The sequence below is a fragment of the Trinickia sp. genome, assembly GCF_051954495.1.
Classification (GTDB): domain Bacteria; phylum Pseudomonadota; class Gammaproteobacteria; order Burkholderiales; family Burkholderiaceae; genus Trinickia.
Genome location: NZ_JBQCHR010000090.1, coordinates 26,507 through 38,451, shown reverse-complemented (window position 1 = coordinate 38,451; position 11,945 = coordinate 26,507). Strand labels below are relative to the sequence as shown.

The window sequence follows — 11,945 nt, the reverse complement described above, 5'->3', positions numbered from 1 at the left end:
GACAACGCCCCACGCGCCGTTGTCAAGGCGAGCCGTGCAAGAAGACCGGTGCGATCGATGCGATCAACAACGCGGCCATGGTCCAGTTGAACGCGCGCAGCACGCCGGGGCTCGTCAGAAACCGCCTGACCGCTAGACCGAACGCAGCCCACACCGTGATGCTCGGCAAATTCACGATCGCAAACGCCGCGGTCAGCAATAGCGCGTTGACGATCAAATTGTCATTGAGATGAAACGCGGTGACGCCCGTCACGGCCATCATCCACGCCTTCGGGTTCACCCATTGAAACGCGGCGGCTTGGAAGAACGTCATCGGACGCTCGTTGGCGGCGTCCACCGATAGCCCGCGCGACGCGGCGATTTTCCACGCGAGATAAAGCAAATACGCGACGCTGACGATTTCCATCGTCGAGTACAGCGCGGGAAAGCGCGTGAAGATCTGGCCAAGCCCCAATGCGATCGCAATCATCATGACCATGCAGCCGCAGGTAATGCCGAGCATGTGCGGCATGGTGCGGCGAAAACCGAAGTTGACGCCCGAGGCGAGCAGCATCGTGTTGTTCGGGCCCGGTGTGATGGACATCACCAAAGCGAAGGTCATGGCGGCGGAGAGCGCCGCGTAGGGCAGAGCAGTGATCATAGGAGGGCGTCGTATCGGAGTGGAACGGCGTCCGGACAGTCTACGGGCAGCGGTTTCAACAGTACCGGTACAGTTTTGCGGATAGACGGCGGTACGGGGCGGCTGTGCGGCACCCGGTGTGTGTCCGGGCAACCGTATCGCGGGGCTTGACTTCAGCGCGAAAACCCATAAAGATTATGGGTATGACTGACGAACCGACACCGTTTCGCCTGAATGACCGGAATTTGCGTCGCTTGATCAGCGAGACCGCTAGGGACTCGGAGCGTGTGTATCTGACGCCGCATTCGACTCAGCGCATGCGCCAGCGAAAGATCGACTCTGATCAGGTGCTCGATTGCCTGCGAAATGGAGTGGTGTCGGAATCGGCACACACGAATTTCCAAGGCAATTGGCAATGTACGCTGACGAGACTTAACGCAGGTGATGAGATCTCCGTGGCTGCAGCACTCGAACGCGCGGAAAATGGAGATTGGATCATCGTGATTACTGTTTTTTGATGAGGTTATTGTGTACCACTACACAGAAAGCGGGCTCGATAACGTCTGGCTCGAAAACGGATATATCCAACGCGGTACGTCGTATGGGCTGGTAACGGCAGTGCAGGACGTCGACGGTCTTTATAAAGTCATCGGGCGTACGCTCGCACACAAGGGTCATTTGACCGGCGCCGAGTTCCGGTTCCTGCGGAAACGGCTTGGGCTGTCGCAGGCACGTTTCGCTGCGCTGATCGGGAAAACCGAGCAGGCTGTTGCGTTGTGGGAACGCAAGGGAAATGTGCCGGAGACCGATAGCCGAATGCTTTGCGCGATCTACCTCGAAACGATGGACGGCAACCTAGGGCTCAAACAGTATCTGGAGCGTATCGCGGAACTCGACCGCAAGGAAAGCGAGCGCTTGGTGTTTCACGATACCGCAACCGGTTGGGTTCCGCTCGCCGCATGAGATTCATCCCCGCGCGCGGCTACTCCGTAGCCGCCGCGTGCGTGGGCTGCAACACGGTCTCCGCCACTTCCGCCGCTGGCTTCCCGAAGTGATACCCCTGCATGAGGCGGCAGCCCAACTGCGTAAGCACCGCGGCTTGCCGCGCCGTTTCTACTCCTTCGATCACGCAATTGAGCTCGAGGTTGCGGCAGAGCTCCACGATGCTGCGCACGATGCCTTGCGCGAGCGCGTCGCGTTCGATGTCCTGCACGAACGAGCGATCGACTTTGACGCTGTTCAGCGGCAGTTGATGAATACAGTGCAGGCTCGAGTACCCCGTGCCGAAATCGTCCAACGCGATCTTCGCGCCCAGTGCGCTCAAATGAGAAAGCGCCGCGCGGCCTTTCGCGAAGTCCTCGATCACCGCTGTTTCCGTCACTTCGAACGTGAGCCGAGTCGCATCGACGCCGCTATCGCGCACGATGCGCCGAAGCCGCTCCACGGCGTCGGGCGACGCGAGGTCTCGCGCGGACAAGTTGAACGACACGCCCACGCTCGAATCGGTGCGCTCCATGAACGCGAGCGCCTTGCGCAGGAGCACGTCCGTCAGCTCGTGAATCAGATCGCTTTTCTCGGCGATGCGAATGAAAACATCGGGCGCGATCCGGCCCAGCGCCGGACTGTGCCAGCGCGCGAGCGATTCATAGGCCACCACAGCGCCGGTTTCGACGTCGAGAATCGGCTGAAAGTGCAGCGTCATCTCCTGCTCGAGATCGGCCTGACGCAGCGCCTGCTCGATTTTGCCGAGCTCTCTGATCGCGCTTTCGTGCTGCTCCGAGAAGAGGGTCGTCTGGCCGCGGCGATGCGCCTTCGCATGGTAAAGCGCGTAGTCGGCGCGTTCGAACAATTGCTCGGCCGTGCGTCCCGCCTCGGGGAAGAGCCCAATGCCCACGGTGGCCGAAATGCGCACGGTGGCCTGCGCGAGCACATACGGCTTGCGCAGCGCGTCGCAAATGGCCGAGCTGATCGAAAAGAGTTCGTCCTCCGCCGTCACGTCATCGAACAACAAGCCGAATTCGTCGCCGCCAAGGCGCGCGATCTGCAAATCCTCGCTCGCGAATTGCGCCAGACGTTGACCGACTTCGCGCAGCAAACTGTCGCCGGCGCGGTGGCCGTGCAGATCGTTGACTTGTTTGAAGCCGTCCAGATCGACGATGCCGACCGCGAATCGATGCTCGTCCACGCAGCCGTGCTCGAAGCGCGCGCTGAGCCGGCCGAGGAAGTGGCGCCGATTCGGCAAGCCGGTGAGGCTGTCGAGATTGGCGAGGCGTTGGTTCTCGTTGTTCAGCGTGAGCAATTCCTGCTGCTTGTCCTCGAGCACGCTTTGCGCGTTGACGAGGTTGGCGAAGTCGCGATAGTAGGTCAGGAGTACCTTGACCATGGCCACCGTGACGAACAAGACGTTGATCGCGATCGCCACGAGCACGGGGTTGGCCGTCGACAAGAAGAAGATGACGAAGGGGCCCAGTACGACCGCCGTCAGCAGTAGCGCGGCGATGCGCATGTGCATCAAGCAGAAGATACAGGCGATGACGCTGATCGCCATGTAGAAGGCGACGTGCGCGCGCTCGTAGGGCCCGCCGTACGGGTATAGGCTCAGGCCCCATGTCGTGAAGGCCACGCCGAACAGCACGACGAGTACGACCGTGTTCCTCATGCGCACCGCGATTTGCGCATCGGTCAGCGCCGTTTTGAGCGAGCGGCGGCGTGCCCAAATGCAAAGCCGCAGCAGGCAACTCGCGCACAGCAGTGAGGGAATGACCTTGCTCAGCAAGGCGGGCGCGCTCTGGGCGTGCGTAAACGCGACGGCGACGCTGTTGGCCATCAACGTGAAATACAGCAGCGGAAGCTGCCGCGAGAACGCCTCGAACTGGCTGCGCATCAAGGCGGCGTTCGCCGCTCCGCTGCGCTCGAGTAGTTTGATCAATCGCATTAAAAGGGCAAAGTTCGATTTGATTCGGCGATGCAGCAGAGCCATGTTGCCGGGCCCACTCCGCCGCGCCGATTTAGCCGACCGTAGCCGATGTCCGTCGTTCGCTCCCTAACACCGCCGCTGAATGCGGCGATGCTTCGACAGGACGCTTTGCTTTCTTTACGGCACCGCCCCGGATTTCTTAAGTGGGCGTTTCCGATAGGTGGTTCACGAACAGCCTCGCCGGCTTCGGCAAAGCATGGAGGTCACGTGCGCAGAGGAGCAGTTGGCGATGCGCCCAATCGTCCGACATGACGATTTCCCGTAGGCCCATGGACGGCAGGTGCGGGCGTACCGCCGCTGCCGGCAGCACGGCAATGCCGAGATTGGCCGCGACCATCATGCACATGGCGTCGAAGCTGCGCACGCGAATGCGGACCTTCAGCCGTTTTCCGAGCGATGTCGCCGCCGCATCGAGCAGCCCGGCGAGCGACGTGCTCTGCGAAAGGCTGACGAAGTCGTAGTCGATCGCATCGCCGAGGGCAATGGTGCGGCGCTCGGCCAGCGGATGGCGCTCCGGAACGACCAGCACCAACCGATCGCGCCGGTAAGGCATCGTCTGCAGCCCCAGCACGGGCGTGCCGCCCGCCAGGATGCCGAAATCGGCGCGGCCGTCGACCACGGCCATCGCGACCTGGTCGCTGTTCAGCTCTTCGAGTTCGATGCGAATTTGCGGATTGGCCTGCGCGAACGCCGCGATTTCCATGGGCAGAAACTGCGTGATCGCCGAAGTGTTCGCGGATAGCCGAACGACGCCGACCACCCCCGCCGCGTAGTCGGACAGATCGGCGCTGAGCACGTCCACATCCTTCAAGATGCGCTGGGCGTGCTGCAGCAGCGCGTGGCCCGCCGCGGTCAGCGCAATGCCGCGCGAATGGCGCTCGAACAGCGCCACGCCCACGGCCGCCTCCAGATCCGTGATGCGCTTGCTTGCCGCCCCCACCGCCAAATGGGCGAGCGCGGCCCCTTTGCTGATGCTGCCGCTGCGCGCGACCAAGCTGAAAAGCGAAAGCGAGACGAGTTCGAGACGGTGGACGTTCATGTTCGGCGCCCGGGGCGGAACGTATGCGGTGCCTGCACTATGCGGCGATTGTGCGGGTTCATCACTAAGGGAAGACCCGGACGCTGCTTTCGCGTTTCGCGAAAGCTCGCTGCGTGTCTTTCGAATTCCGCGTCATCGGCTCGCCACGGATAATCGGTCGCCATGGTGGTTGCCTTCGACGGCACGCAATTTACTTAGGAGAGGAGATTCATGACGAGCAGTCGACCTTCGATGCCTTTTTCGCCGGCGGCGCTCGACGGCGTGCGTGTGATCGAAATGGGGCAGTTGATTGCCGGCCCGTTCGCGGGCAAGACGCTGGGCGAGTTCGGGGCCGACGTCATCAAGATCGAAGCGCCCGGTGCGGGCGATCCGCTGCGCAACTGGCGGATGATCAAGGACGGCACGTCCGTATGGTGGCAAGTGCAGTCGCGCAACAAGCGCTCGATCGCGCTCGATCTGCGCGACCCGGAAGGGCAGGAGATCGCGCGTTCGCTGATCGCGCAGGCCGACGTGCTGATCGAGAACTTCCGCCCGGGCACGCTCGAAGGCTGGGGCATGAGCTACGAGGCGCTGTCCGAGATCAACCCCCGGCTCATCATGCTGCGCATTTCCGGCTACGGACAAAGCGGCCCTTATCGCGACCTGCCGGGCTTCGGTTCGATCGGCGAGGCGATGGGCGGGCTGCGCCACCTCACGGGGGAGCCCGGCCGCGTGCCGGTGCGCTGCGGCATATCGATCGGCGATACGCTCGCGGCCTTGCACGGCGTGATCGGCGTGATGATGGCGCTCTACCATCGCGACGCGAACGGCGGCAAAGGGCAAGTCATCGACGTCGCGCTGCATGAAGCGGTCTTCAACGTCATGGAAAGCCTGATCCCCGAATACAGCGCCTTCGGCGAGGTGCGCGAGGCCGCCGGCAGCGCGTTGCCCGGCATCGCCCCGTCGAACGCGTATCGATGCAATGACGGCTACGTGCTGATCGCGGGCAACGGCGACAGCATCTTCCGCCGGCTGATGACGGTGATCGGCCGCGACGACCTCGCCGACGATCCGGCGCTCGCGAACAACGCGGGGCGCGTCGCGCGCGTGGACGAACTCGACGAAGCGATCGCAGCTTGGACGGCCGGGCGCAGCGCGCAAGCCGCGCTCGACGCGCTCTCGGCGGCGCGCGTGCCCGCGGGCAAGATCTATTCGGCCAAGGACATTGCCGAAGATCCGCACTACCGTGCACGCGACATGATCGTGCGCCAGGCCACGCGCGACGGCTACGACATCGACGTGCCCGGCATCGTGCCCAAGCTCATGGGCACGCCGGGGACGATCCGCGCCAGCGCGCCGAAGCTCGGCGACGACACCGACGCGGTATTGCGGCAATTCGGGTATGCGCAGTCGACGATCGATGCGCTGCGCGCGAAGGGGACCATCGCATGACCAACACTAAAACCATGGAAGGGAACGGCCGGCGCGTCTATTTGAATGAAGTCGCGACGCGCGACGGTTTTCAGGCGGAAGCCGCGTTCGTTCCGACGCAAGAGAAGATCGCACTCATCAACGCGCTGTCTCGCGTGGGCTTCGCCAAGATCGAAGCGACCGCGTTCGTATCGCCGCGCGCGATCCCCGCGCTGCGCGACGCCGAAATCGTGCTGCGCGAGATCGAGCGCAACCCGCGCGTGCGGTACACCGCGCTGGTGCCGAACGTGCGCGGCGCGCAAGGCGCGATCGAGGCGAAGGCGGACGAACTGAATCTCGTCATGTCGGCGAGCGAAACCCACAACCTCTCGAACCTGCGCATGACGCGCGAGCAATCGTTCGACGCGCTGCGCGAGGTCGCTAGGCTCGCCCGCGAGGCGGGCGTGGCGGTCAACGTTTCGCTGTCTTGCTCGTTCGGGTGCCCGATGGAGGGCGATGTCAGCGAACAAACCGTGCTGCATTGGTCGCGGCGCTTCGTCGAAGAACTGCAAGCGAGCGGCGTGACCTTGTGCGATACGACGGGGATGGCCTATCCGCCTCAGGTGGCGACTTTGACGCGCGCATTCGCGGCGCGGTGGCCTTCGACCGAGTTGACGCTGCATTTCCACAATACGCGCGGCATGGGGCTCGCCAACGTCCTTGCCGGCATCGATGCGGGCGCCGCGCGGTTCGACGCCTCGCTCGGCGGTATCGGCGGCTGTCCTTACGCCCCGGGCGCGAGCGGCAACATCTGCACCGAAGACATCGTGCATGCCTTGGAATGGATCGGCCATGACACGGGCATCGATCTCGACGCTTTGCTGGCCGCGACGAGACGGCTGCCGGCTTTGCTCGGGCACGACACGCCGAGTCAACTCGCCAAGGCGGGCCGACGCCTCGATCTGCATGCGAGGCCGTCCGATTTCGATGCGATAGCCGAGCGCGCCAGCGCCCGGCAGGCATGAAGCAAAGCAGTTTTGTGGCGGCGCGCGGTCCCGTGCGTCGCTGGTTTTGACCCGATGAGGCCGGAAATGTATTCGAACAAGCCGGTGCCAACTTTATCCGGAGGAGACGTGGAATCTAATTCGAACTACCGTGCGGCGGGGGCAGAGGCCTCGCTGCCGCACATGGGCGCATCCGAGAGCCGACCCGGTCTTTCTCGTGCCCAAGCGGACGGCGGCGCGCTCTCTTCAGCGGCCATGAACGTACGCAAATCGGCCGAGTTCGCGGCGCGATTCGATCGCCTGCCGCCCTCGCGCACGGTGTGGACGATGGTGATCCTGCTGTCGCTTGGCGGTGTTTTCGAGTTTTACGATTTGTTCTTTACCGGATACGTGGCGCCCGGGATGATCCATTCCGGACTGTTCACGCCCGAATCGCTCGGCTTCTTCGCCGCGCTCGGCTCGCTCAAAGTCGCGGGATTCGGCACGTTCGTGTTTTCGACGTTCGCCGGCCTTTGGGTCGGCGCGCTCGCGTTCGGCCAAATCGCCGACCGGTGCGGACGGCGCGCCGTCTTTACGTGGTCGCTGATCTGGTACGTGGTCTGCACGACGATCATGGCGTTCCAGACGACGGGCCTTGGGCTGAACCTTTGGCGCTTCGCCGCGGGCATCGGCATCGGCATCGAACTCGTGACGATCGATACGTACATCTCCGAGCTGATCCCGAGCGCGGAGCGCGGACGCGCCTACGCGGTCAATCAGGTCATCACGTTTTCGGCCGTGCCCGTGGTCGCGTTCTTGGCATACATCCTCAAGGATACCCAGCCGCTCGGGCTCGATTACTGGCGCGTGGTCATCTTGATCGGCTCGAGCGCGGCCGTCGTCGTGTGGTTCTTGCGACGCCGCATTCCTGAAAGCCCGCGCTGGCTGGCGCGCCATGGCCGGATCGAGGACGCCGAGCGCATTCTTGCCGACATCGAACGGCGCGTGACGGTGGAAAAAGGCATCTCGCTGCCCGCGCCGCAACCGCTGCAACCGGAGAAGGAAGGGCGCGGTTCGCTGGCCGAAGTGCTGCGCAAGCCCTATCTGAAGCGCACGGTCGCCATGTCGATTTTCAACATGGCGCAGGTCATCGGGTTCTACGGCTTCGCGGCCTGGGTGCCCACCCTGCTCGTGAGCCGCGGCGTGCACGTGACCGCCAGCCTGGCTTATGCGTTCGTCATTGCTCTGGCCAACCCGTTCGGCCCGCTCTTGGGCGTATGGTTCGCCGACAAGGTCGAGCGCAAGACGCAAATCGTCGTGAGCCTGGTGATCATGGGCATCGTGATCGTACTGTTCTCGCAGGCCTCGTCGACGGGGTGGCTGATCGCCCTCGGGATCCTCTTCACGCTGGCGGCGAACGTCATGTCGTTCGCCTATCACGGCTACCAGGCCGAGCTTTATCCGACGCGCATCCGCGCCCGGGCCGTCGGCTTCGTCTACTCGTGGAGCCGCCTCTCGGCCGCCTTCGCGGGGTTGGCGATCGGCGTGCTGCTGCACGGCTATGGCGTGTCGGGTGTCGCGGCGTTCATCGGCGTATCGATGCTGGTCGCTATTGCGACGATCCTCATGGGCCCGCGTACCCGCGGCCTAGCGCTGGAAAACATCAGCCACTGAAGCGGGTGGCGTCATCGTCAATCTATTTACGATGACGCCCATTCAATTGTCTGTTGTTTTAATTTATTGCAGGCTTCGTAAGGAACTGGCATATTTGCGCGTGAATGTTGCACGCCGGCCTAGCGTCCACCGCTAGGCGCCACGCGGCTTTCCGCCGGCGTGCATCATGGCCATGCATTCAAAAATATGTCACACGCGGGGCGACGCATGAGTAAAGTCGTTCTCCGACTCTTACGGGGATCGCCTGTCTGCCTTCGTGCCGGCAACCTTGTCACGCCTCTGGCCGCGGTCTTTTTCCTGCTGTGCTTCTTCTGGACCGAAACGCTGGCCGATCCGGGTTCTCCCCGTCAGGCCGTCCTGCGCGTGCTCGCTTGGCCCGGCTACGCCGACGACGATTGGGTCGCCGCGTTCGAAAAGCGCTTTCACGCGAAGGTCGAGGTGACGTTCGTCGATTCCGACGAAGCGTTATGGGCGCGCATGCACAGCGCCTCGCCGCCGCCCTTCGACGTACTCGCGGCCAATACCGCCGAGATTGCGCGATATGCGCGCGCCGGCCTGATTACGCCGCTCGACTTGTCGCTGATTCCAAACCGCGGGCGGCAGCGGCCTTACTTTCAACAGATCGATACGATCAGCGGGCTCGCCGACGGCCATGGCGCTTATGCGATTCCGTTTACCTATTCGTCGATGGGGCTCATTTACGACCGCAAGCAAATCGCGGTTGCACCGCATTCGATGCGCGCGCTTTGGGATCCCCGCTATCGCGGCAAGGTGCTCGATTTCAACAGCGCGCAGCACAACTTCTCTTTTGCCGCGCTCTCGCTCGGTTATCGCGATCCGTTTCATTTGTCGCCGGCACAGATGCGCACCGTCGCGCGCGAACTCGTCGGTCTGCGCCGTAATCTTCTGACGTATTACACGTTGCCGGAGGAGGCGACCGCGCTGTTCGTCCAGCACCATGCGGCGTTGATGTTCGGCAACTACGGCACGCAGCAGGTCGAGCTGCTGCGTCGAGCCGGGGTGGACGTGGGCTATGTCATTCCCGACGAAGGGGCGCTCGCGTGGCTCGACTGCTGGGCGATCACGGAAGGGACGGTCAATCGGGCGCTGGCCTACGACTGGATCAATTACATGCTGGAGCCGGCGATCGCCGCTCAGCTGACGCAGCGCGAAGGGCTTGCCAATACCGTGACGCCCGCCCCGGACGGAGAAGCGGTTCCGGGGCGGCAACTCGTGTGGATTCAGCGCGTGGAAAGCATCGAACAGCGCGAAGCGCTATGGCAGCGCATCGAAGAGGGTGAGACGCTGAGGAGCTTTGCGAAATGATCCGGCTCGGTCTGACTTCGAGGCTGTCGATTTTGCTGGTCTGCATCGGCGTGGCGGCGTCGGGCGCGACGGGCTACTACGCGTATCGCGCCAACCGCACCATGCTCATGCAAGAGGCCGAGCGCAGCCTGCTCACGTCGACTCAACTCCTGAGCCAGCGCTTCACCGCCGCGCTCGGCGATGTGTCGGACGACGTCCTCGTGCTCGCGACGATGCCATCGTCGGTCGCGGTCGCCCGCGGCGGCGATACATCGCGAGCGGGGCGCGAACGGCTCGAGCAGGTGTTCGTGCAGTTCATGGCGCACCATCCCGAGTATCTCGAGATACGGCTCATCACGCGCGCCGACCATGGGCTGGAGCGGATTCGCGTCGCTCGCGGCCCGCACGGCGCCGTCGTCGTGCCCGACAGCGGATTGCGCGAGAAAGGACAATTCCCGTACGTTTTCGATACGCTCGAAACCGTCCAAGGGCATGTGTACGTGTCCCCGATCGGCCTCAAAGCGTATTCGCGTTCGGATGCGGACGAGCGCGTTCCGTCCGTGAAAATCGGCGCGCCGATCGCCGATACGAACGGCAACAAAGTGGGCGTGCTCGTGATCGATGTGAACCTCACGCAAGTGTTCGAGCGGCTCGAACGCGATCTACCCGCCGGCTACCTCGTGTACTTGACGAACGAGTGGGGCGACTTTTTGATCCATCCCGATCCCAGCCAAACGTTCGGCTTCGAGCGCGGGCGGCGCGTGCTGGTGCAGACCGCCTTTCCCGACACTCGGGCGCTATTCGATCAAAGCCGCAGCGCTCTGACGTTCAATGGGGCCGCGCAAACGGGGCGGGCGCCGGCACAGGCCTTCGCGTTCGTGCGCTCGCCGTTCGGTCTCGTCGACGGCAACCGCTTCATCGTGCTCGGTCTCGGGCGCTCGTTGACGACTGCGCTGGCCGCCGCCAATGCCCTGGGTCAGCAGATCGTGCGCATGGTGCTGATTTCGACCGCGTTGGCGATCGTCTTGGCGGCGCTGTTCGCGCGCGCCCTGGCGCGGCCGCTGCGCGCCCTGACTCAGGCGGCGACGAACGTGTTCGACGATTGCGGCGCCGAGCGGCTGCCCGTGGCGCGCTCCGATGAAATCGGCGTGCTCGCGCGTTGCTTCGACGCCATGCGCCTCGAAATCCGCGCGCAGATGAAAACGCTGCGCGCCAAGCAACAGGAGCTCACGCATTTGGCGGCGCACGATGCGCTGACCGGCCTGCCGAATCGAATGCGCTTCATGGAGGGGCTGGAAGCTTCGATACGACATGCGTCGGCGAACGGGGAGCGATTAGCCGTCATGTTCCTCGATCTCGACGGTTTCAAGCAGATCAACGATCAATTAGGGCACTCGTCCGGCGACCGGACGCTCGTGGTGGTCGCGCAGCGTCTGCGCGAGGCGCTGGGACCAAAGGACATCGTGGCGCGGCTGGGCGGAGACGAATTCATCGTCTTGCTCTCCGGCGTGCGGCTGCCCGAGCAGATTCGCGACGCCGCGCAGCGCGTCCAGGCGGCGATGGCCGAGCCCGTGACGATCGGCGCGCACCGGATGACGGTGGGCGCGAGCATGGGGATCAGCGAATTTCCGATCGACGGCGACCGCGCCGAGGATCTGCTGGCGAAGGCCGACGCGGCGATGTACGCCGCGAAGACTTCGGCGCCGCGACGCCCCGTTTGGTATCAGGAACTGACGGCGAACGAGCCCTCCGCGCAATTCGAGAAGCGCGGCCGGCTGGCATAGACGGCCGGGGAAACGGATGCTGTCGGTCAGCCATAGGCAGGCGTTGTGCATTCAAGACATGTGTTGGGTGCTTGTAAGCAGTAGAATGTTGCGTTAAATATCCGCTATGCGGCAAATGTGGCGATTCCATGTCAAACGCCGCATTGCAAATTGCCAAGCCGTGCGGTTCGCATTT

10 protein-coding genes are annotated in these 11,945 nt (G+C 63.6%); 7 read left to right on the top strand and 3 right to left on the bottom strand.

The features are described from left to right. Positions 1–22: 22 nt before the first annotated feature. Entirely contained in the window at positions 23–637 is a 615-nt protein-coding gene (locus ACTHNR_RS12985) for a LysE family translocator (protein ID WP_440548093.1), read from the bottom strand. A 185-nt stretch (positions 638–822) separates the two neighbouring features. On the opposite strand from ACTHNR_RS12985, the gene ACTHNR_RS12980 reads away from it, so the two are divergent. Beyond that, positions 823–1,137, top strand: a complete 315-nt coding sequence (locus tag ACTHNR_RS12980; protein WP_440548052.1) for a DUF4258 domain-containing protein — start codon at positions 823–825, stop codon at positions 1,135–1,137. A 10-nt stretch (positions 1,138–1,147) separates the two neighbouring features. Further along, complete coding sequence (locus ACTHNR_RS12975) at positions 1,148–1,582, top strand: helix-turn-helix domain-containing protein (protein ID WP_440548051.1); 435 nt, start codon at positions 1,148–1,150, stop codon at positions 1,580–1,582. 19 nt (positions 1,583–1,601) lie between these two features. Here ACTHNR_RS12975 and ACTHNR_RS12970 read toward each other — a convergent pair whose 3' ends face one another. Together ACTHNR_RS12970 and ACTHNR_RS12965 are read right to left on the bottom strand one after the other, a co-directional pair. Next, a complete protein-coding gene (locus ACTHNR_RS12970; protein WP_440548050.1) occupies positions 1,602–3,554 on the bottom strand; it encodes a putative bifunctional diguanylate cyclase/phosphodiesterase in 1,953 nt (650 codons plus the stop codon). 181 nt (positions 3,555–3,735) lie between these two features. After that, positions 3,736–4,635 (bottom strand): LysR substrate-binding domain-containing protein, encoded by a 900-nt coding sequence (locus tag ACTHNR_RS12965; protein WP_440548049.1) that lies wholly within the window; start codon positions 4,633–4,635, stop codon positions 3,736–3,738. Between the two features lie 210 nt (positions 4,636–4,845). On the opposite strand from ACTHNR_RS12965, the gene ACTHNR_RS12960 reads away from it, so the two are divergent. The 5 genes from ACTHNR_RS12960 (at position 4,846) to ACTHNR_RS12940 (ending at position 11,770) form a co-directional block, all read left to right on the top strand. Continuing rightward, positions 4,846–6,066 carry a CaiB/BaiF CoA transferase family protein gene (locus tag ACTHNR_RS12960; RefSeq protein WP_440548048.1) on the top strand — a complete coding sequence of 407 codons (1,221 nt, stop codon included), beginning with the start codon at positions 4,846–4,848 and terminating at the stop codon, positions 6,064–6,066. After that, positions 6,063–7,049: a hydroxymethylglutaryl-CoA lyase gene (locus ACTHNR_RS12955; RefSeq protein WP_440548047.1), complete on the top strand. Its 987-nt coding sequence runs from the start codon at positions 6,063–6,065 to the stop codon at positions 7,047–7,049. Before ACTHNR_RS12960 ends, ACTHNR_RS12955 begins: the two co-directional genes overlap by 4 nt. 306 nt (positions 7,050–7,355) lie before the next feature. Further along, a complete protein-coding gene (locus ACTHNR_RS12950) occupies positions 7,356–8,681 on the top strand; it encodes an MFS transporter (protein WP_440548092.1) in 1,326 nt (441 codons plus the stop codon). Between the two features lie 207 nt (positions 8,682–8,888). Further along, positions 8,889–10,007, top strand: coding sequence for an extracellular solute-binding protein (locus ACTHNR_RS12945; protein ID WP_440548046.1), 1,119 nt, complete (start codon positions 8,889–8,891; stop codon positions 10,005–10,007). Then, complete coding sequence (locus ACTHNR_RS12940; protein ID WP_440548045.1) at positions 10,004–11,770, top strand: diguanylate cyclase domain-containing protein; 1,767 nt, start codon at positions 10,004–10,006, stop codon at positions 11,768–11,770. Before ACTHNR_RS12945 ends, ACTHNR_RS12940 begins: the two co-directional genes overlap by 4 nt. Positions 11,771–11,945: the final 175 nt, after the last annotated feature.

Bases quoted from the DNA above. Each gene is read 5' to 3' on its own strand.
- ACTHNR_RS12950 (WP_440548092.1), top strand. From the start codon at position 7,356: ATGGTGATCCTGCTGTCGCTTGGCGGTGTTTTCGAGTTTTACGATTTG.
- ACTHNR_RS12940 (WP_440548045.1), top strand. From the start codon at position 10,004: ATGATCCGGCTCGGTCTGACTTCGAGGCTGTCGATTTTGCTGGTCTGC.
- ACTHNR_RS12960 (WP_440548048.1), top strand. From the start codon at position 4,846: ATGACGAGCAGTCGACCTTCGATGCCTTTTTCGCCGGCGGCGCTCGAC.
- ACTHNR_RS12970 (WP_440548050.1), bottom strand. From the start codon at position 3,554: ATGCGATTGATCAAACTACTCGAGCGCAGCGGAGCGGCGAACGCCGCC.
- ACTHNR_RS12955 (WP_440548047.1), top strand. From the start codon at position 6,063: ATGACCAACACTAAAACCATGGAAGGGAACGGCCGGCGCGTCTATTTG.
- ACTHNR_RS12965 (WP_440548049.1), bottom strand. From the start codon at position 4,635: ATGAACGTCCACCGTCTCGAACTCGTCTCGCTTTCGCTTTTCAGCTTG.
- ACTHNR_RS12945 (WP_440548046.1), top strand. From the start codon at position 8,889: ATGAGTAAAGTCGTTCTCCGACTCTTACGGGGATCGCCTGTCTGCCTT.
- ACTHNR_RS12980 (WP_440548052.1), top strand. From the start codon at position 823: ATGACTGACGAACCGACACCGTTTCGCCTGAATGACCGGAATTTGCGT.